The sequence below is a fragment of the Nonomuraea sp. NPDC050556 genome (assembly GCF_044457355.1).
Taxonomy (GTDB): domain Bacteria; phylum Actinomycetota; class Actinomycetes; order Streptosporangiales; family Streptosporangiaceae; genus Nonomuraea.
Genome location: NZ_JBITGU010000002.1, coordinates 1615203 through 1634734, shown reverse-complemented (window position 1 = coordinate 1634734; position 19532 = coordinate 1615203). Strand labels below are relative to the sequence as shown.

Sequence of the window (19532 nt, the reverse complement as noted above, 5' to 3'; positions counted from 1 at the left end):
CATCGCCATGAACCCCACGACAGAGCTGCTGACGAAGCGGCGCGCGGTAGATTTCTGCCGCGTGGCCACCGCGCTCTGTCGCGCTGCCTGAGGACGGTCTCGAGCGGACTGAAGATCCGCCCCAATCGACCCTTCAGGAGCATCCCACGATGCGTGCCGACCCTAGAGCGCTGCGCTTCGCAGCGGCTCTCACCACCCTGGTTCTCGCCCTCGTCCTCGTGACGGGGAGCGGGTGGCTGCTCGCCGCCCAGGCTGTGGTCTTCGCGCTCGGCGTTGCCCAGGCTTCGCCGTACACGATGCTTTTCAAGGCGTTCGTCAAGAGCGCTCCGAAGGAAACCGAAGACTCCCGCCCCCCGCGCTTCGCTCAGGTGGTCGGACTGGTCTTCGCGGTCGCCGGGCTGGTCGGATTTATCACCGGGATCACACCGCTCGCCCTCGGGGCGACGGCAGCGGCTCTCCTCGCCGCCTTCCTCAACGCAGCTTTTGGATTCTGCCTCGGCTGCGAGATGTATCTGATGATTCGCCGACTACAACCTGGGAGAGTCTCATGAGCCGCTCCGCCGTCCTGGTGGATGCCGACTGGGTCGAAGCCAACCTCGACACCCCCGGCGTCGTCCTCGTCGAAGTTGACGAAGACGCCAGTGCCTACGACAAGGGCCACATCCGTGGCGCCGTGAAGATCGACTGGAAGAAGGACCTCCAGGACCCGGTCCGCCGCGACTTCGTGGACAAGGCGGGCTTCGAGGCCCTGCTGTCCGCCCGGGGCATCGGCAACGACGACACCGTCGTGCTCTACGGCGGCAACAACAACTGGTTCGCCGCCTACGCCTACTGGTACTTCAAGCTGTACGGTCACCAGGACGTCAAGCTCCTCGACGGCGGGCGCAAGAAGTGGGAGCTCGACTCCCGCGAGCTCTCGCCCGACTCCGTGGAGCGCGCCAAGACGTCCTACGTCGCCCAGGACCAGGACACCTCGATCCGCGCCTTCCGCGACGACGCCGTCGCCGCGATCGGCAAGCTCAACCTGGTCGACGTCCGGTCGCCCGACGAGTTCACCGGCAAGCTGCTCGCTCCCGCGCACCTCCCGCAGGAGCAGGCCCAGCGCGCCGGCCACATCCCGACCGCGCGGAACATCCCGTGGTCCAAGGCCGCCAACGACGACGGCACGTTCAAGTCCGACGCCGACCTGTCCGAGCTCTACCAGGGCGCGGGCGTCGACTTCGGCAAGGACACCATCGCCTACTGCCGCATCGGCGAGCGGTCCGCGCACACGTGGTTCGTGCTGCACGAGATCCTCGACCAGGCCAACGTGAAGAACTACGACGGTTCGTGGACCGAGTACGGCTCGCTCGTGGGCGTGCCGATCGAGTTGGGAGAGGCCCGCTAATGACCACCGTGGCACCGGGGTGCGCAGCACCCGAACAGACCGTAGAGCTGCCCGCCGGGATCGACCTTTCCCAGCAGGCCGTCATCCAGGGCGTCGTGACCGGCGCGGGCACCGCCTACGCGCGGCTGCTCGACCACACCGGTGAGTTCACCGGCGAGGTCGTCGTGTCCGACGAGGGCATCTTCCGCTTCTTCGCCGCACCGGGCGACTGGACCGTCCGCATCATCGCGGGCGGCGGCGTCACCCGCGACGTCAGCGTCCAGGCCAAGCTCGGCGAGGTGGCCCAGCTCGCCGTCGCCGTCTGACCCTGCTTTTCCGAAAGGCCCGCGTTCCTCAGGAGCGCGGGCCTTTCCCTTGCGCGGGGTAGCGGATCAGGAGGCTGGCGTGGACGTCCTCCAGCCCTATGACCGTGTAACTGTGTTGCACGTCGGAGACCCAGGTCAGGTAGCCGCCCGGGCCCGCCTGCGCGTGTGCGCCCACCGGGCCTGCGCTGAGGATCCCGGCGAAGACGGTGATGTGTTCCGTCGTGCCCTCCGGGTGTCCCGGGGAGATCTGCTGTGAGCCTGCCGGGATGTGCAGGCGGTACAGCTCGTAGGTCGCGCCCTCGTCCTCGAAGACCTGCAGGAGCCGTGCCTCCACCGCCTCGCCGTGGACGGTGGTCTGGGGGGAGGGGGAGTCGAGGATCGCGGCGAAGGGGACGCCGAGCTGCGCGGTGATCGCCCACAACGTCTCCAGCGTCGGGTTCCTGGTGCCCGTCTCCAACCCCGACAGCGTCGCCTTGCCCACCTCCGCCCGCCTGGCCAGCTCGCTCAGCGAGATCCCGCGCTCCTCCCTGAGCACGCGGATCTTCCTGCCGATCGCCACGGGGTCGAGGTCGAGAGCGGGGCGGGTCATGGGGTCATGTTAGCGTTCCGTTTATGGAACGCACCCAACCCCTCATCGCCGGTGTGGTCACCGCCCTGGTCGGCTTCGCCAGCTCGTTCACCGTGGTCCTGGCGGGATTACGCGCGGTCGGCGCCACCCAGGACCAGGCCGCGTCCGGCCTCCTCGCCCTCTGCGTGTCCGTCGGCGTCGTCGCGATCATCCTGTCCGTACGGCTGCGCATGCCGATCACCATCGCCTGGTCGACCCCCGGAGCCGCGCTCCTGCTCACCACGGGCGGCGACGACTTCGCCGTCGCGGTCGGCGCGTTCCTCCTGTGCGCGGTGGCGATCATGGCGGCCGGGCTGGTGCCCGCGCTCGGCCGGTTGATCGCAGCCATCCCCGCGCCCATCGCCAGCGCGATGCTGGCCGGGGTGCTGCTGAAACTCTGCCTCGCCCCGGTGAACGCGGTCGTCGAGGTGCCCCTGATGGCCGTACCCGTGATCATCGTCTGGCTGCTCCTCTACCGCTTCGCCCGCCCGTGGGCGGTTCCCGGCGCGCTGGTCGCGGCAGTCGCGGCGATCGTGCTGAGCGCGCCGGACGGCTGGGCCGCGCGGGTGCGCCCGCTGCCGGTGATCGAGTTCGTGGCCCCGTCGTGGAGTCCGGCCGCCGCCGTCGGGCTGGCGCTGCCGCTGTTCCTGGTCACGATGGCGGCCCAGAACGTCCCCGGCATGGCCGTCCTCTCCGGGTACGGCTTCCGCCCCCCGCTGGGCAAGGCGCTGCTGGCCACCGGGCTCGGCTCGGCGGGCGGCGCGTTCTTCGGCGCGCACGCGATCAACCTGGCGGCCATCACCGCCGCCCTGGCGGCCAGTCCCGAGGGGGCCAAGGACCCGGGGCGCCGCTGGATCGCCTCGACGACCGCTGGGGCCTCGATGATCCTGCTGGGGCTCGCCGCCGGGCTCGTGACGACGTTCGTGGCGCTCTCGCCGCCCGTGCTCGTCGAGGCGGTCGCCGGGCTGGCTCTGCTGGGGGCCATGTCGGGGGCGCTGCAGTCGGCGTTCACGGCCGTGCGCGGCAGGGAGTCGGCCGCGGTGACGTTCGTGGTCACGTTCTCGGGGGTGTCGTTCTTCGGGGTGGGGTCGGCGTTCTGGGGGCTGGTCGCGGGTGGGGTCGTGTGGCTGCTGATTGACTATGTAGACCGGTCGGTCTATTCTCTTGATCATGGCACCAAGGAGCGAAACGCGTGACCGGCTGCTGCAGACGGCTGCCGGACTCTTCCAGGAGCAGGGCTACAGCGCGACCGGGCTCAACCAGGTTCTGAGCGTGGGACGGGCACCCAAGGGGTCCATGTACTTCCACTTCCCCGGAGGCAAGGAGCAGCTGGGCGCCGAGGCGGTCGCGCTGTCCGGGGCGTCGCTCGGGGAACGGCTCGGCGAGGTGGTCAGGGCGGCTCCCGACGCGGTGTCGGGGCTCGCGGCGCTGGGGGAGTTCTTCGCGCGGACGCTCGAGGAGTCGGAGTTTCGCAAGGGGTGTCCCGTCGCCACCACCGCGCTGGAGGCCGCCGCCGACAGCGAGCCGATCAGGGCAGCCTGCGACGGCGCCTACGCCGCCTGGCAGGGCGGCCTGGCCGCCGCGCTGGGGCGGTGGGGGGTCGCCGAGCCCGAGGCGCTTGCGGCCGTCGTCCTGTCGTCGTTGCAGGGGGCGCTCGTGCTGGCCAGGGTGCGGCGGGACGCTTCGGTCATCCGTACATGCATGGAACAGTTGGGGAGGCTCGTATGAAGGTGCGTCATCTGAACACCGCGTCCATGGTGGAGCTGCAGCCTGTGGACGATCCGTCGTTGCCCGCGGCGCGGGCGGTCGCGCACACGTTGCTGGTGGAGACGGAGTCCTCCGGGCTCGTGCTGGTGGAGTCCGGTTTGGGGACGGCGGACATCGCGCACCCGGGTGAGCGGTTGGGTGACGAGTGGGTGGCCGTCGCAGGGCCGGTGCTCGATCCGGCTGAGACGGCGTTGCACCAGGTCAGGGCGCTGGGGTATGCGGCTGAGGATGTACGGCACATCGTGTTGACGCATCTGGACCGGGACCATGCCGGTGGGTTGTCGGACTTCCCGCATGCGCTGGTCCACGTGCACGAGGCTGAGCATCGGGAGGCGATGGCGGCTACGGCGCCGCGGTACCGGAAGGCGCAGCTCGCGCACGGGCCTCGGTGGGCCACCTACGCCTCCGCGCAGGGGGAGGGGTGGTTCGGGTTCGACGCGGTGCGGGCGCTTGAAGGGTTGCCGGAGGAGATCCTGATGGTGCCGCTCGGGGGGCATACGGCTGGGCATGTGGCGGTAGCCGTACACAACGGGTCCAAGTGGTTGTTCCACGCGGGGGACGCGTATTTCTACCACGGCGAGGTGGACCCTGACCGGCCGCGCTCACATCCTCTCCTGGACATGGTGCAGGTGGGCGGCGAGGTCGACCGTCAACTGCGGCTTGGGAACCACGCACGGATGCGGGAGTTGGTGCGACTCCACGGCGACGAGGTCGACGTCATCTCCGCCCACGACCCCTGGGAATTCGCCCGCCACTCCTAACCCACCCACCTCTCGGGGCACATCCCTCGAGGGGTGTCGCCCTCGTGGTCCACACCACAGCCCCCTCTCCTAAAAGGCCCCCAGCCACCCCCCGACCTCAGCTCCCTTACGGACGGTGCTGAGGTCGGGGGGTGGCTGGGGGCCCTTAAGGGGGTTGAGGTCAGGCGGTGAGACGGTCGGACACGCGCGAAACGGAGTCCGCGTAGTCCGGGTCCTGATGCATTGCCGCCGCCATCCGCAGGTGAGGAAGCGCCTCGTCGTACCGGCGCGACCGCTCCAACGTCCTCCCCAGCAAGAACCGCGCGTAATGATCACTAGGGTCCCGATCCAGCAGCGCGGTCAACGCCTCCCGGGCCCGCCCGAGCTGCGCCGAGTGAAAATACGCCCGAGCCGCCAGCAACTGCACCCCGTGGTCGTCCGCGTGCTCGGCGAGCAGCGGCTCCAGCATTTGCAGGGCCCCGAGCGGGTCGCGCTGCGCGAGCAGCCGCTCGGAGAAGCGATAACGCTCGATGATGTCCATGGCTGCTTGAACACTCAACTACTTGTTTCTTGTTCCACCGTGTTGGACGTACCGATACGATTCTGCAGATGTCCGGTTTGTCAGGCGTGATGGCTCCCCCTGTGCCTCCTTCGGCGCATCGGATGCCGTCAGCGTTCTCCCTCCCCCTGCACGCGCTCCGCCTCGCAGGGAAGTGCGCGCTGCCGTTGATCATGTGGTTCTCCGTCGGCCAGCTGGTCAGATGGGGGCTCCTCTACCTGGGCACCGAGATCTCGCACGGCGACTTCCGCCAGGCCCGCCTGGTGGCCACCATCGTCATCATGACGCTGATCGTCATGGCGTCCATGACGATCACCACCGGCATGTTCAACTCGCTGCGCGGCGCCCTCTGGGAGATGAACGCCCGCGAACGCGACGGCGAAGAGCCAGAGGCGTTCAGGAACGTCCTCAACCGCGTCGCCCCGGGCTTCGCCGTGATCTACCTGAGCTGGAGCCTGTTCGTCGCCGACTTCCGCGACTACCTGAGCATGGACCAGCTCCACAACCTGGACGACAACTTCTACAACGTCATCTTCAACAACATCGCCACCGGCAAGAACGAGGAGACCACCTACGGGATGGGCCTCGTCGACCTCGACTGGCGCATCTCGCTGATGGCGATGGCCGTGACGTTCGGCCTGCGCGTGCTGTTCGGCAAGATGGTCGAGAGCGGCTCGGGCAGATACTCCGGCGTCATGGCGGCCTTCGCCGAGTTCTCCTTCATGTTCTGCGGCCTCAACGCCGTGCTCACCCTCGCCAAGCTGCGCGGCGACTGGGCGCAGGAGCGCGTCGTCGTCACCGGCACCAAGGACGCCTGGGAGCACGCCAAGGCCAACGTCCCCGGCTGGGAGGCGTTCTGGGGCTGGGTGGGCGACATCTGGCCGTACGTCGTGGACGCGCTCATCATGCCGCTCACCTGGCTGGCCATCGCCGTCCTCGTGTACGGCGGAGCCGTCGACGACACCAGGCGCGCCCTGCGCGGCACCAGGCTCGAAGAGGGCATCGGCAGGCTCGAAGACGCCCACGAGGTCACCAAGCGCTCCACCGACCGGGTGATCGGCGGGTTCCAGGAGCGCTGGATCCCCGTCGTGAACGCCTTCAAGGTCACCGTCAAGGGCGGGCTGCCGCTCTTCGGGATGATGTGCCTGCTGTACGTCGGGCTGCGGGTCGGGCTCGACTACGCAGACAGGGGCGTCATGACGCTGGTCGGCGCCGACGTCCCCTTCCTGTGGCTCGTCATCTCGTACCCGCTGGACTTCGTGCACGACCTGCTGCTCACCACGCTGTCGTTCTGCGTGCTCGCCGGGGCCTTCGACATCGCGGCGACCCGGGCGCGGATGCGCGGCGAGGACATCACCGCCTGAACACGAAGGTGTCCTGGCGGGCCGTCTTGGCCTTCTCCTCCTCGGTGAGTGGCTTCATGAGGTCCTTGGTCGGGGTGTTCATCTTGTAGAGGACGTCCGGCTGCAGGTGGAGCTCCACCTGCGGGGCGACGTCCGCTGGGACGACGGCCAGGGCCACCAGCGTGTACGGCTGGCCGACCTTGTGCGGGTCGGTCGGCGTGTTGTCCTCGTACACCTCGACGTGCCAGGACCGGTCCTTGGCGTCGTGCAGGGACAGCTCGGGCTTGGCGGTGAGCAGCGAGCCCTCCTGGTCGTTCGCCGTCCTGGTGACGGTGATCTTCAGCCACTGCTTGTCGGGGGTGTTGTGCTTGGTGCCCTGGGGTGGCGCCATGTTCTCGATCGCGGCCTTCCAGGAGACGTGCTCCAGCGTGCCCGCCTGGCCGGGCTGGACCACCTGGAGGGTGGGGGTGGGGCGGCCGCTCTTGTAGAAGAGGTAGCGGTCGGCTGTGGGGGCGCCGACGGCGAGTACCAGCGCGGCGACGGCGCCGACGCCCATGAGCACGGTGGACCGCTTGCGCGGCGGCTGCCTCCTGGCCCCGGACGACGGCGGCCCTTCCGGCGGCGTCCCGCCCCCGGAGTGCTCCCCAAAGGCCTGCTCGTACGGCCCGCCACCCCCGCCGGGCTGCCCCACGCCGGGCTGCCCCACGTTGGGTCCACCCATGTTGGGCTGGCCCGCGCTGGGCCCACCTACGTTGGGCTGGCCCGCGCTGGGCCCACCAGCTGAGGGGGGTCCTCCCGCGCTGGGTCCTTCCGCGCCGAACGCCCCGAAACCGGCCGCGCCAAGCGCTCCTCCGGCAGCAGCTCCCGCGCCGAGTGCCCCTGCGGCGCCACGGGCTCCTCCGCCCATCGCGTCTGCGCCGAACGCTCCTGCGGAAGGCGCGCCTGCGACGGGGGCTCCAAAGCCCGGCGCCCCAGATCCGGCGCTGGGTCCTCCTGCGTGGGGTCCTCCGGTGTGGGGTCCTCCGGTGTGGGGTCCTCCGGTGTGGGGTGCTCCTGTGCTGGGGCTTCCGAAGGGCGGGGTTCCCGGGGCGGGGGTCTGGGGGAGGGGGCCTGCGCTGGGGATGGCGGGCAGGGGTTGGGTGGAGCTGCCCACGGGTTCGCTCTGCGCGGGTGGCCAGACCTGCTGGTCAGGACGGTTCCCAGGAGCTGGCCGGTGGATCGGCTGTGGGGTGCGGCCGAACGCGGGCTGCGGGCGCGGCGAGCGCTGCGGCGGCTGTCCTGGCCGCTGCACCCCCTGCTGCCCACCGTACGCACCAGGCCCCCCGGAAACGCCAGGCCCTCCAGGAACGCCAGGGCCTCCAGAAACGCCAGGAGCGCCGGGCCCGCCATGGCCTCCCGGATGGCCAGGTGCCCCTGGGCCTCCCGCGGCGGCAGGGCCTCCGGGGGAGCCAAGGCCTTCCTGGCCGCCAGATGCGCCAGGGTTGCGTCGGGGGAGGCCTGGGCCTCCGGGAGCGCCCGGAGCGGGATGCTGTCCGCTCTGCGGCGCCCCAGAGGAGGGCTGCGGCGCGGGGAAGCCCTCCCGTGCGGCGGGGAAGCCTTCTGGTGGGGTCGCGCCACCAGAACCCTGAGGCGGGTCCTCGGGGGTGGTGCGCGGGGAGAACCAGTCGCGTTCTTCGTTAGTCACTACTTCTCACCCAGCGGATAGACGTCCTTGGGCGCCGAGGCCAGCTGCCCCGCCACCCCCTCGTCGATGCCAAGGTCGACCTCGGCCTCAGGCAGCACGGGATCGCCGTACAACGCCCCGCCCAACCCCTTCTCCTCCAGGAAAACCGCCCGCGCGCCAACCAGCGCGGAAGCAGGCACCTCGAACACGAAGCTCCCGGTGGACCACCACCCAGGCTGGATCCACGGATTGGCCAGCGTGACCGACTTGTCCACCCGGTCCGTCGCCGTGTACCGCGTCCCGTCAGGCGTCAGCAGCGTCGGCGGCTTGAGGTGCAGCGGCTCGCTCGGCGCCGACGCCTCCACGCCCAGCACCAGGAACAGCTGGTCCGTCTCCACCAGCTCGTCCTTCGCCCTGATCGCCTTGGCCGACTCGATGGTCTTCACCCGTACGGAGAACCGCCCGGCGGAGACCTCCTGCCCCTTGTCCCCGACGTACGTGAGCGGGCTCCCCTTGTCGTCCGCGGTCAGCGCCAGCGTCTGGATGCCGACCGCGCCTCCGGCGAAGGCGAGCCCGAGCACGGCGTTGAGCAGCTTGGAACCGCCCCTGCGCCGGGCGGCCTGGCGCCTGCGCGGGGTTTCCGTACGCGTCTGGGTGGCTGTCATGCGTCCTCCTGCTTCACCGGCAGCGAGATCGTCGCGATGACCTTCGGCGGGTGCTTCATCTGCGGCCGTCCCTCGCCGACGAGCGGCGCGGTGAGCCCTTCCCAGCTGAGCGGGTTGGGTTCGACCTTGAGGTCGGTGTCCAGGCTCCACCCGGTGAGCTCGGTCAGCGGGCTGGCCCCTTCGACCATGCCGCCGAGGTCGAGCGTCACCTTGTCCGGCACCTTGACCGCGCCCTCGAGCTCGTAGCGCAGCACCACGGTCGACGGGATGCCAGGCTGCAGCTGGCTGCTCGTGGCCGAGCCCTTGGACTGGACGAACACGGTGGGCCCGAACTGCGACTCGATCTGCGGGTCGATCTTGCGCAGCGTGCCGGCGAAGCCGTACCCGAGAGTGCTCGTCTTGGTCGGCGGCGCGCCGACGATGGCGGTCGAGTCGCTCTTGTTGGTCACGTTGAAGACGATGTCGAGGAACCTCTTGTCCTTGGAGAACTTGTTCTCCGCCTTGACCAGCGTGACCTTCGACTCGACGACCTTGGTGTCGAACTGGCCCTGGTCGAGCAGTTTGCCCACGGCCAGCTGCTCGGGTCCCTGCTCCGGCGCCTGGTCCAAACCGCCCAGCAACGCGGTGATGCCGAGACCTGTGGCCGCTACGAGGGCCAAGGCGGGCACCACCACGGGGCGTTTGGGCCTGCTGTTGCCACCGGAGGGTTCCGTCATGGGTAAGGATGGTAATAGGTCACGGTTGTCCCATCTGACTCAATGGTCCGATCTCCGCGATGGATTTGCCGTGAACCCTGCCCCTGCAGGGGATGAAGCTCATACGCTGGGGCCCTAAACGGCATAGGGCGGCACGGAGGGTCACGTGGCGGACGTGCGTCCCGAGCATGCGCAGCTCCAGGCGGACCGCATCTACCTGGGCTGGCAGTATGTCCTGCTGCACCCCGACCCTGGCCCGCCGCCCAAACGGCCCTCACCCGTCGAGGAGGAGCCGGCGCCGCCGAAGGAGCCGGACCCCGAGCTGGTGCGGCGCGAGCGCATGCAGGAAGACCTGCTCAACCGGCCGGTGAAGATCTTCCGCACCTTCATGGCCATCCTCACCGCCGTCATCCTGGTCGCGGCCATCGCCGGATACCTCGACTGGTCCTTCGCCCTCATCGGCCTGGTCGCGGCCGGCGGTGTGGCGGGCATCTGCAGCTACGCGATCCTCCAGGGCGACCGCGCGGTGAAGTACCGGGTGCACGAGGCCCAGCTGCGCGACGACAGGCAGCGCCAGGAGCGCGACAAGGAGCTGTTCCGCGCGCAGGAGGACCACGCCGAGCGCTACCGGCAGTGGCAGGAGACCAAGGACCGCCACGACCGCCAGCTCAGCTGGTACGCGGTAGCCGTACCCGACGAGCTCGACCGCATCGACGTCGCGGGCGGCACGCTGCCGGGCTGGTCCGCGCTGATCACGTTGCTCGGCGCGACCCGGCTCTACAGCGGCGGGCACCTGACCGTGCTCGACCTGTCCGAGGGCGCGATCGCCAAGGACCTGATCGAGCTGGCCCGCAGGGGCGGCGACGACCCGCTGGTCTGGGTGCTCCCCGTCGACCTGCCCAAGCTCGACCTGGGCGCCACGTTGAAGCCTGAGGCGTTCGCCGACGTCCTGGCACACGTGGTGAGCGTCAGCGAGGAACACCGCAGCACGCGCGACCTCAGCTTCGACAACGCGATCCTGGAGCGGGTCCTGGAGGTGCTCGGCGAGAACGCGACGATCCGCCAGGTGACGGCGGCGCTCCGCGCGCTGGCCCAGGTGGGCGACCCGCGCGACGACCTGAGGTTCGGGCTGATCACCGCGACGCAGCTGGAGCGCATCGGCACGCTGTTCGGCCGCGGCGTCAGCGACCGGGTGGTGATCGAGCGCGCGTGGGCGCTGGAGTCGCAGCTGCGCAAGCTCGAAGCTCTGGGGACCGAGGCGGTACGGCTGCCGCCCGCGCGCCTGCGCGTGGTCAGCATGGACCGGCAGGCGGGCGTCTTCGGCAACCGGGTGCTCGGCACCTACATCGCGACCGCGCTCACCCACATCCTGCGCCAGTCGCCCGCCTCCGACCGGCCCTGGTACCACACGATCATCGTCGCGGGCGCGGACAAGCTGCGCGGCGACGTGCTCGACCGCCTGATGGACGCCTGCGAGACGTCCAGGACCGGCCTCGTCCTGACTTATCGCTCCCTGACCCCCACGGTCCGCGAGCGCCTCGGACGAGGGCACGCGGCGGTCGCGTTCATGCGCCTGGGCAACGCCGAGGACGCCAGGGTGGCCAGCGAGCACGTCGGCACCGAGCACCGGCTGGAGCTGGCCCAGCTCACCGAGACCATCGGCGCCTCAGTCGCCGCGCTCAACGGCAACTACACCTCGACCATCTCCCAGGCCGAGGAGGGCATCGAGGAGCGCGAGGAGAGCCGTACCGGCCTCGCCGAGGACATCACCGAGTCGACCGAGTGGGGCAGGACGGCCAACAAGATCGGCGAGAAGGAGCGGGTGCTGCACCGCTCCCGCGAGTTCCTCGTCGAGCCGCACCAGCTCCAGCAGCTCCCCACCACCTCGGTGATCGTCACCGACGCGACGGCCGAGGGTCGGCGGGTACGGCTGGCCGACGCCAACCCGGCGATCCTCACCTTCCCGAAGACCACGCTGGGCGAGCTGGAGGAGATGCGCGAAGCCGTACTCGCCATCGAAGAGGACGACTCCCCGCCGCCGAACCTCGGCCCGCCGCCCCCGCGTCTCGACTGGCGCAAGTAGCGTCCATGAGATGGTCAACTCCGGGGTGGTGTCTTGATCGTCGGCGGACTTTACTAAGAGCCGTCCGTGGGGGGATCAGATGCTGAGTGGACCGTGGTATCGCATCCAGTCGATAGCGGCGCCTTCGCGTAGCTCGTCGGCCGAGTGGGACTTCGTGACCGTGCTGCCCGCCGTGCTGTCCGCGGCGCAGCGGGGCAGGCCGTTCGTCATCGGCTGGCTGTCGCGAGGTTCAGGGGCGCCGCTGGAGCTCATCACCAACGCCGGGCCGCTGACCGCGGCGCGCCAGCCGCGCAGGTCGCCGGAGCAGCAGGACACCCTGCAGGGGTCGCAGCCGCTGCTGTTCCCTGGAGGGGCGCGCGGGGCGGAGCTGGGGGAGGAGTGCCTGGCCGACCTCGCCGACCTGGTCTGGACGCCCTGCCCCGGGCGTCAGGCGCCGCCGCTGGGCGGGCGCGACCGGCAGGACGAGTCCACGCTCTTCGAGTCGACGCTGGTGACGCTGATGTCGCGGCCGTTCGCCTGGCTGGTCGTGGCGGAGCCGACCGACCTGCTCGACGCGGAGGTCGCCCATCTGCGTACCCAGCTCAACGTGCTCAGGCAGTACGGCGACGCCTCGGAGCGCTCGCGCTTCGACGCGGAGCGGGCCGAGCGGCGCATGCAGGAGCTCGACGCCTTCCGCGAGGCTGGCCTGTGGAACGTGCGGGTGCTGGCGGGCGCGGCCACGGCCGACGAGCTGCGCCAGCTCGCCCCCGTCCTGGTGGGCTCGGTCGACCTGAGCCACCACCCCTACCGCCTGCGCAGCGCGCTGTCCGCCGTCCACTCGCTGCCCGAGGCGCTGGCGATCTCCGCCCAGGACCCGGCGGACGGCGCCGCCGTGCCGTTCGCGGCCACGGCGGGGGCGCTGGCCGCGCTCGCCGGGCTTCCCAGGCGCGAGGTGCCCGGGGTGCGGGTGCTCGACGCCGGGCACTTCGACGTGACGTCGGAGACGCACGCCGGCGAGCTCGAACTGGGCTCGATCCTCGACGGGCAGGACCGCGGGGTGGGCACGTTCAAGGTGCCGCTCGCCACGCTGAACAGGCACGCCTTCGTCACCGGCGCGACCGGCTCCGGCAAGTCGCAGACCGTGCGGCACCTGCTGGAACAGCTCAGCGGCGCAGGCATCCCGTGGCTGGCGATCGAACCGGCCAAGTCGGAGTACGCCGCCATGGCCGGGCGGGTCGGCGGCAAAGTCACGGTGATCAACCCGTCGGCGCCCGACTCCGTGCCGTTCAGCATCAACCCGCTCGAACCGGAGCCCGGCTATCCGGTGCAGGCGCACATCGACATGGTCAGGGCGCTGTTCATGGCCGCCTTCGACGCCGAGGAGCCGTTCCCGCAGATCATGTCGCTGGCGCTGCAACGCGTCTACGAGGCGACCGGCTGGGACGTCGTGACCGGCGGGGCCATGCCCGGCTCGAAGGTGCCGCCGTCGATCCCGACGCTGGAACAGCTCCAGCAGCACGCCATGGACGTGATCAAGGAGATCGGCTACGGCCGCGAGGTGCAGGCGGACGTTGAGGGGTTCATCTCGCTGCGGCTGCGCTCGCTGCGCGTCGGCTCGGCGGGCCGCTTCTTCGAGGGCGGGCACCCTGCCGACATCGGCGGGCTGCTGCAGCGCAACGTGGTGCTGGCGATCGAGGACGTGACCAACGACGAGGACAAGGCGTTCCTCATGGGCACGCTGATCATCAGGATCGTCGAGCACCTGCGGATGCGGGCGCGCCAGGAGAAGATCCGCGACCTGCGGCACGTGATCGTGATCGAGGAGGCGCACCGGCTGCTCCGCGACCGCGGCGCCGGCCGCGCCTCGACGCACGCGGTCGAGCTGCTGGCCGGGATGCTGGCCGAGATCCGCGCGTACGGCGAGGGCCTGGTGGTGGCCGAACAGATTCCCACCAAGCTCGTCTCCGACGTCGTGAAGAACACGGCTCTGAAGGTCGTGCACCGGCTCCCGGCGCTCGACGACCGGTCGCTGGTCGGCGCGGCGATGAACCTCAGCGACGAGCAGTCACGCCAGGTCGTGTCGCTGCAGCCGGGGGCGGCCGCGGTCTTCACCGACGGGATGGACCGGCCGCTGCGCATCCAGGTGCCGCTCGGTGAGAACCGCGAGCGCGTCATGCCTGGGCCGCCGCCGCCCATCAGGGGGAGGCGCTCGGCGGCCTGCGGGGGGCAGTGCCGTACCGGGCAGGCCTGCACGCTCCTGGAGTTGCGCGAGGCCGACGTGCTCGCCGACGCGCCCGAGTGGGCGTGGTTGCGCGTGTGGTGCGACACGGTCGTGCTGGCGTTCGTCAGCAACCGGCCGCTGCCCGGGGTGCCGCGCGTGCTGGCCGGGATCTGGGGCGACCTGCCCGCCCGCCGGCGCGAGTGCCTGCTGGCCACGCTGATCGAGCGGGCCGTGGCGCGGCGCGCGTGGTCGTTGCGCAGCTGGTTCGACCCGGCGCTGCTCACCGAGAAGGCGGCGGAGACGGCAGGGCGGCTGCTGGGGTCCGTCGACAGCGGCGGCGAGCGTCCAGGGGCCTCGTGGGTGATCCCGCAGGTGCGGTGGCTGCACGAGGTCGACAGGCTCTTCCCGTACGGTTACCCGGCGCCCGACCTGCGCAGCCCGGCGCCGCCCATGGACTACGCGCTGTTCGGCGCCGCGACCTCCACCGACCTGGCCCGCACCGAGCTGCTCGGCCATCGGGCCAAGGCGCTGCGCCACCACCCGCTGTCGATGGAGGTCTCGCACAACAGGGCGCTGGCGTGGCGGGTCATCCTCGGCGACGACGAGAACGAGTCCGTGCAGCGGGACGTGACGACCGTGGCGGTGGGCATGGAGCCGGGCGCGCGGATCAGGCACGTGGGGCAGAGCATGGGGGCGGGTTGGCTGGAAGGGGTGCTTTCCTGGCCCAGAAGGTTCGTGCTGCCCTTCGACAATGGGGGAGCGCCAGAGATCACCTTTGCCGAGCCCGGGTAATGCTTACGGTGTGCGATCGATCGTGACGTTGCTGGCGTTCATCGCGGTGATCACCGTGGCCGGGACGACGTTCTACCTGCTGCGCTCGGAATCCGTCGAGGTTCCGATCGCGGCCTCGCCGTCCCCTGCACCCTCGCAGGCGGGGGGTGAGGTCCCCGCACCCGCCACGCCCGACGCCGGGCGGGTGCCGGAGGCGGGGAAGGAGAAGGCGAAGGTGGTGTGGGTCAGCGACGGGGACACCATCGTGATCCAGCCGGTCGAGGGGGCGTACGCGGGGCACGAGCAGCGCATCAGGCTGATCGGGCTGGACGCGCCGGAGATGCACCCGACGCCGCAGTGCTGGGCCAAGGAGTCGACGGCCGCGCTGCTGAAGATGGTGCCGCGGGGCTCGACGGTGACGATCGCCTTCGATTTCCGGAAATTTGATGACTACAAGCGGCAGCTTCGCTACGTCTGGAATGCGGCGGGACAGCTGGTCAACGCCGAGCAGCTCCGCGAGGGCAACGGCTTCTACCTGCGCATCTGGCCCAACGTGGCCTACGACAAGGAGTTCAAGGCGTTGGCCGACCAGGCCAAGGCGCAGAAGAAGGGCCTCTGGGGCGCGTGCAAGGACCCCCAACCCCCGGTCCACACGGGCAACCCAGCCGACTAGCCGCTTCACGGGCGACGTAGCGGCGGGAGACCACGTCCGGCCGAGTGCCGTGACGCACGGACGGAAACCCGCGGCGGCGGGTGGCGATCCCTCGGCTTGCCGTACCCCTGAAAGGTCTTGCTTGCGGGGTGTCACTTGAAACCGCGGCTAGGATCCCTTGCTATGACCCAGCTTCCGCTGCGTGCTCAGCTCGCGAGTGCCCTGGGGCGCACTGCCGCCACCCTGTCGAGGGTCACCGGGCGCGGTGACGGGTCCGTGATCGGCGGACGCGTCGGGCTGCTGCTCGAACCCGACCTGCTGCGCCAGCTCGCGCAGGATCGCAGGCTGGCTCTGGTCAGCGCCACCAACGGCAAGACCACCACGACCCGCCTCATCACCAACGCCCTGCTGGAGCTCGGCGAGGTCGCCACCAACGCCTTCGGCGCCAACATGCCCGCCGGCCACGTGTCGGCGCTGTCGTCGAACAAGGCGGCGCCGTACGGCGTGCTGGAAGTGGACGAGAAATATCTCCCCGAGGTCCTCGACACCACCGGCGCCGGGGTCGTCTGCCTGATGAACCTCAGCCGCGACCAGATGGACCGCGCGGCCGAGATCTGGCTGCTGGCCCAGAAGTGGCGCCGCGCCCTGTCCGGCAAGCCCACCCATGTCATCGCCAACTGCGACGACCCGCTGGTCACCTGGGGCGCCTCCACGGCCGCCAAGGTCACCTGGGTCTCCGGCGGGCAGCGGTGGAAGGAAGACTCCTGGTGCTGCCCCGAGTGCGGCGGCCCGCTGGATCGCAAGAACAACGACTGGGCCTGCCGCGAGTGCACCTTCCACCGGCCCGAGCCGCAGTGGGTGCTCGACGACGACGCGGTGATCGACCCGCGCGGCCAGCGCTGGGTGCTCGACATCCAGCTGCCCGGCCTGGCCAACCGCTCCAACGCGGCGATGGCGCTGGCGGTCGGCGAGGCGTTCGGCCTGTCGGTGGAACGGGCGCTGCCCAGGCTGCGCGAGGTCACCTCCGTCGCCGGGCGCTACACCACCGTCTCCCGCGAGGGCCGCGACGCGCGGCTGCTGCTGGCCAAGAACCCGGCGGGCTGGCTGGAGGCGTTCGACGTCTCCGACCCGGCGCTGCCGATCATCCTGTCGGTCAATGCCCAGGGTCCCGACGGCCGCGACACCTCGTGGTTGTGGGACGTCGACTACCGCATCCTGCGCGGCCGTCCCGTCTTCGTGACCGGCGAGCGCAGGCTCGACCTGGCGCTGCGGCTCGACGTCGCCGAGGTGCCGTTCCAGCTGGCCGACTCCTTCACCGGCGCGCTGGCCGCCCAGCCGCCAGGCCGGGTCGACGTGATCGCCAACTACACCGCTTTCCAGCAGATCCGATCGGAGTTCGGTCGTGCCGTCTGACAGCGCCCTGCGCATCGTGTGGATCTACCCTGACCTGCTGAGCACCTACGGCGACCAGGGCAACGCGCTCGTCCTCGAACAGCGCGCCAAGCGGCGCGGCATCGAGGCGGAGGTCGTTCACGTGCGCTCAGCCGACCCCGTGCCGGAAACCGGCGACATCTACCTCATCGGCGGCGGTGAGGACCGCCCGCAGATCCTCGCCGCCCAGCGCCTGCGCAGGGACGGCGGGCTGCACCGCGCCATCGCGCGCGGCGCCGCCATGCTCGCGGTGTGCGCGGGCTACCAGATCATGGGCAGCACGTTCGGCGGCGAGGAGGGCCAGCCGGTCGACGGCATCGGCCTGCTCGACATCTCCAGCTCGCGCGGCCCGGCCAGGGCCGTGGGCGAGCTGGTGGCCGAGGTCGACGCCTCGCTCAACCTGCCGACGCTGACCGGGTTCGAGAACCACATGGGCGTCACCGCGCTGGGCCCCGGCGTCAAGCCGCTGTCCCGCACGGTCGTGGGGACGGGGAACGGCAACGGTTTCGAGGGCTGCTTCGCCGGGCACGTGATCGGCACCTACCTGCACGGGCCCGCGCTGGCGCGCAACCCGGCGCTGGCCGACCTCCTGCTCGGCTGGGCTGTGGGCGAGACGCTGCCGCCGATCGACGACACGTGGTCCAACCTTCTCCGCCAGGAACGCCTCAAGGCGGTCGCCCCCGCCTGAGCTTTGACATCCGCAGGGACTAAACAGGGGCAAAACCAGCAATAACTCTCCGTGTGCGCTCGTGCGCACTGTGAGATCGCTGTTTAGTCCTTGGGCCCTGCGCGTGAGTGCGCGGGCCTGGAACGGAGATATGAGATGCTTCGTCGTCTCCTCATTTCGTCGGCCCTCGTCGGGACAGCTCTGCTGGCCCCGGCGGCCGCCAACGCCACAACCGCCGAGCAGGACGCGCAGGCCGCCAAGTGCCTGTTCCCGACGGGAATCGGCGTCATCGACGACTTCTGCGCCACCAAGTGGAAGGCCAAGGCCCAGCTGCTGGGCGGCCTGTCCGGCGGCTTCCTCGGGCAGAGCACGCCCACCGGCGACGGCGACTACGGCGCCACGCCGGTCACCCCGACGGACCTCAACGCCTACGTCCACCCGCTGATCGTCAAGATCGACAAGTACCCGCTGGTGACGGTCAAGGGTGCTAGCGGCCCCGGCTACGTGTGGCTGGGTCCCAAGGGTCCGGTCGTCGTCGACGAGGACAACATCGACTTCGGCAAGCGCACCTTCCTGGTGACGCCGAAGTACGACTGCGCTCCCAACGACGCGCCCACGCCCGGCCCGGAGCCCGGCACGGGGTCCAACGGCGAGTACTAAAGGCCCTTTAGGGGGTACGGCACGCCGTCGAATGGCCACTCGCCGTCGCGGGTGGCCATTCGCGTGCCCCACGACCTCCCACACGCCCTCCCCTCACGGGGAGCCACCCTTCTCCACGAGGGGACCCCACCGGTTTCTCCCCCGACGACCCCACCCAGCGCGACACCCCACCCAGCGCGACACCCCTCTCCGCGAGAGGACCCCCTCTCTGTGAGGGCCCCCTCTCCGTGAGGGGATCTCTCCCTTCATGGGGGATCTCCCTCCACGACGGAGACATCTCCCCTCATGAAGAGAGGGAGGGGTCCTCCTGGGGGTTCTGGGCGCTCCCGAGGGGTCAGTAGACGAGGGCCTGGGCGCCCTCGGTGACGGCCTCCTCGACGAAGGCGGGCGCGCCGGCGATGCGGACGCCCGCGATGAGGTCGTCGACCGTGATGTCCCGGCGGGCGGCGCACTGGGTGCACACGGTCACCCGGCCACCGGCCAGCACCGCGTCCAGCAGGTCGCTGAGCGCCGCCGCGTGCGGAAGGCTGAACTCCTTGGCCCGCCCGGGCAGCGCGAACCACGACGCCTCACCGGTCAGCCAGAGAGATACGGGAACACCGCTCGCGAGCGCGGCGGCTGCGACCGTGAACGCCTGGTTGCAGCGCTCCGGGGCGTCGGCCCCTGCGGTCACCTTGATCACCAGTGATCGTGCCATAGACGCCACCCTAGACCAGTGACGGCGCCCAGCCACTCGGGCCTGGAGTGCCATGAAGGACAGGGCCCGGCCACGGTCGGCGGGTGGCGATTCCTTGGCGCAGCCGTACAACCTCGACAACAGCGCGCGTATTAGGGTTGGGGGGTATGGAAACACCTGAGGTTCACCCTGACCTGGAGCCGATCGCCTTCCTGCTGGGCAGGTGGGAGGGGGCCGGAGTCGGGGGCTACCCGACGATCGAGAGCTTCAACTTCGGCCAGGAGATCGAGTTCGGGCACAACGGCAAGCCGTTCCTCACCTACACCAGCCGTGCCTGGCTGCTCGACGCCGACGGCAACCGGGTCAGGCCGCTCGCCACCGAGACCGGCTTCTGGCGCATCCAGCCCGAGCGCCAGATCGAGCTGCTGCTCGCCCACCCGACCGGCATCGTGGAGATCTACGTCGGCGAGGTCGTCTTCCACAAGATCGAGTTGCAGACCGACGTGGTCGCGCGCACGGCGAGCGCGAAGGAGTACACGGCGGGCCACCGCCTCTACGGCCTCGTGAACGGCAACCTCATGTGGGCCTACGACATGGCCGCGGAAGGCCAGCCGCTCACGTCCCATATGTCGGCAGAGCTAAAGAAAGTAGCCTAAGAGGC

At 70.3% G+C, this 19532-nt stretch carries 21 protein-coding genes; 15 read left to right on the top strand and 6 right to left on the bottom strand.

Annotated elements, in window-relative coordinates; translation table 11 throughout:
• Window positions 1-7 precede the first annotated feature (7 nt).
• From ACIBG8_RS25820 to ACIBG8_RS25805, 4 genes are read left to right on the top strand one after another with little or no spacing between them, the layout of a single operon-like run.
• Window positions 8-91, top strand: a complete 84-nt coding sequence (locus tag ACIBG8_RS25820) for a putative leader peptide (RefSeq protein ID WP_357918323.1) — start codon at window positions 8-10, stop codon at window positions 89-91.
• Window positions 92-149: 58 nt separating this feature from the next.
• Entirely contained in the window at window positions 150-551 is a 402-nt protein-coding gene (locus tag ACIBG8_RS25815) for a DUF4395 domain-containing protein (protein ID WP_397345490.1), read from the top strand.
• Window positions 548-1387, top strand: coding sequence for a sulfurtransferase (locus ACIBG8_RS25810; protein WP_397345489.1), 840 nt, complete (start codon window positions 548-550; stop codon window positions 1385-1387). The genes ACIBG8_RS25815 and ACIBG8_RS25810 overlap by 4 nt, the downstream gene beginning before the upstream one ends.
• Window positions 1387-1692: a DUF1416 domain-containing protein gene (locus ACIBG8_RS25805; RefSeq protein ID WP_397345488.1), complete on the top strand. Its 306-nt coding sequence runs from the start codon at window positions 1387-1389 to the stop codon at window positions 1690-1692. The genes ACIBG8_RS25810 and ACIBG8_RS25805 overlap by 1 nt, the downstream gene beginning before the upstream one ends.
• Window positions 1693-1720: 28 nt before the next feature.
• On the opposite strand, the gene ACIBG8_RS25800 is transcribed toward ACIBG8_RS25805, so the two are convergent.
• A complete protein-coding gene (locus tag ACIBG8_RS25800; RefSeq protein WP_397345487.1) occupies window positions 1721-2281 on the bottom strand; it encodes a helix-turn-helix domain-containing protein in 561 nt (186 codons plus the stop codon).
• Between the two features lie 23 nt (window positions 2282-2304).
• Here ACIBG8_RS25800 and ACIBG8_RS25795 point away from each other — a divergent pair, with 23 nt between their 5' ends.
• From ACIBG8_RS25795 to ACIBG8_RS25785, 3 genes are read left to right on the top strand one after another with little or no spacing between them, the layout of a single operon-like run.
• The gene (locus tag ACIBG8_RS25795) at window positions 2305-3495 is read left to right on the top strand and encodes a benzoate/H(+) symporter BenE family transporter (RefSeq protein ID WP_397345486.1); all 1191 of its coding nucleotides are present in this window, start codon (window positions 2305-2307) and stop codon (window positions 3493-3495) included.
• On the top strand, window positions 3470-4027 hold the full coding sequence (locus ACIBG8_RS25790) for a TetR/AcrR family transcriptional regulator (protein WP_397345485.1): 558 nt from the start codon (window positions 3470-3472) through the stop codon (window positions 4025-4027). Before ACIBG8_RS25795 ends, ACIBG8_RS25790 begins: the two co-directional genes overlap by 26 nt.
• Window positions 4024-4827: an MBL fold metallo-hydrolase gene (locus ACIBG8_RS25785; RefSeq protein ID WP_397345484.1), complete on the top strand. Its 804-nt coding sequence runs from the start codon at window positions 4024-4026 to the stop codon at window positions 4825-4827. The genes ACIBG8_RS25790 and ACIBG8_RS25785 overlap by 4 nt, the downstream gene beginning before the upstream one ends.
• Window positions 4828-4987: 160 nt before the next feature.
• Here ACIBG8_RS25785 and ACIBG8_RS25780 read toward each other — a convergent pair whose 3' ends face one another.
• On the bottom strand, window positions 4988-5347 hold the full coding sequence (locus tag ACIBG8_RS25780) for a tetratricopeptide repeat protein (RefSeq protein WP_397345483.1): 360 nt from the start codon (window positions 5345-5347) through the stop codon (window positions 4988-4990).
• Between the two features lie 68 nt (window positions 5348-5415).
• Between ACIBG8_RS25780 and ACIBG8_RS25775 the strand changes: the two genes are divergently transcribed.
• Window positions 5416-6729: a hypothetical protein gene (locus ACIBG8_RS25775; protein WP_397345482.1), complete on the top strand. Its 1314-nt coding sequence runs from the start codon at window positions 5416-5418 to the stop codon at window positions 6727-6729.
• Here the strand turns inward: ACIBG8_RS25775 and ACIBG8_RS25770 are convergent.
• From ACIBG8_RS25770 to ACIBG8_RS25760, 3 genes are all read right to left on the bottom strand, one after another.
• Window positions 6719-7429, bottom strand: a complete 711-nt coding sequence (locus ACIBG8_RS25770; protein WP_397345481.1) for a hypothetical protein — start codon at window positions 7427-7429, stop codon at window positions 6719-6721. The genes ACIBG8_RS25775 and ACIBG8_RS25770 overlap by 11 nt on opposite strands.
• 962 nt (window positions 7430-8391) lie before the next feature.
• The gene (locus tag ACIBG8_RS25765; RefSeq protein ID WP_397345480.1) at window positions 8392-9036 is read right to left on the bottom strand and encodes a hypothetical protein; all 645 of its coding nucleotides are present in this window, start codon (window positions 9034-9036) and stop codon (window positions 8392-8394) included.
• Complete coding sequence (locus tag ACIBG8_RS25760) at window positions 9033-9752, bottom strand: hypothetical protein (RefSeq protein WP_397345479.1); 720 nt, start codon at window positions 9750-9752, stop codon at window positions 9033-9035. Before ACIBG8_RS25760 ends, ACIBG8_RS25765 begins: the two co-directional genes overlap by 4 nt.
• A 145-nt stretch (window positions 9753-9897) precedes the next feature.
• Between ACIBG8_RS25760 and ACIBG8_RS25755 the strand changes: the two genes are divergently transcribed.
• The 6 genes from ACIBG8_RS25755 to ACIBG8_RS25730 all read left to right on the top strand — a co-directional run bounded on the left by ACIBG8_RS25755 (window position 9898) and on the right by ACIBG8_RS25730 (window position 18195).
• Window positions 9898-11814 carry a hypothetical protein gene (locus ACIBG8_RS25755; protein WP_397345478.1) on the top strand — a complete coding sequence of 639 codons (1917 nt, stop codon included), beginning with the start codon at window positions 9898-9900 and terminating at the stop codon, window positions 11812-11814.
• 79 nt (window positions 11815-11893) lie between these two features.
• Complete coding sequence (locus tag ACIBG8_RS25750) at window positions 11894-14806, top strand: ATP-binding protein (RefSeq protein ID WP_397345477.1); 2913 nt, start codon at window positions 11894-11896, stop codon at window positions 14804-14806.
• A gap of 10 nt (window positions 14807-14816) precedes the next feature.
• A complete protein-coding gene (locus ACIBG8_RS25745; RefSeq protein ID WP_397345476.1) occupies window positions 14817-15458 on the top strand; it encodes a thermonuclease family protein in 642 nt (213 codons plus the stop codon).
• 162 nt (window positions 15459-15620) lie between these two features.
• Window positions 15621-16850 carry a MurT ligase domain-containing protein gene (locus tag ACIBG8_RS25740; protein ID WP_397345475.1) on the top strand — a complete coding sequence of 410 codons (1230 nt, stop codon included), beginning with the start codon at window positions 15621-15623 and terminating at the stop codon, window positions 16848-16850.
• Window positions 16840-17556 (top strand): type 1 glutamine amidotransferase, encoded by a 717-nt coding sequence (locus ACIBG8_RS25735; RefSeq protein ID WP_397345474.1) that lies wholly within the window; start codon window positions 16840-16842, stop codon window positions 17554-17556. Before ACIBG8_RS25740 ends, ACIBG8_RS25735 begins: the two co-directional genes overlap by 11 nt.
• A 135-nt stretch (window positions 17557-17691) precedes the next feature.
• Complete coding sequence (locus ACIBG8_RS25730) at window positions 17692-18195, top strand: hypothetical protein (protein WP_397345473.1); 504 nt, start codon at window positions 17692-17694, stop codon at window positions 18193-18195.
• Between the two features lie 334 nt (window positions 18196-18529).
• Here the strand turns inward: ACIBG8_RS25730 and ACIBG8_RS25725 are convergent, their stop codons facing one another.
• Complete coding sequence (locus ACIBG8_RS25725) at window positions 18530-18892, bottom strand: DsrE family protein (RefSeq protein WP_397345472.1); 363 nt, start codon at window positions 18890-18892, stop codon at window positions 18530-18532.
• A 146-nt stretch (window positions 18893-19038) separates the two neighbouring features.
• On the opposite strand from ACIBG8_RS25725, the gene ACIBG8_RS25720 reads away from it, so the two are divergent.
• A complete protein-coding gene (locus ACIBG8_RS25720) occupies window positions 19039-19527 on the top strand; it encodes an FABP family protein (RefSeq protein WP_397345471.1) in 489 nt (162 codons plus the stop codon).
• Window positions 19528-19532 lie beyond the last annotated feature (5 nt).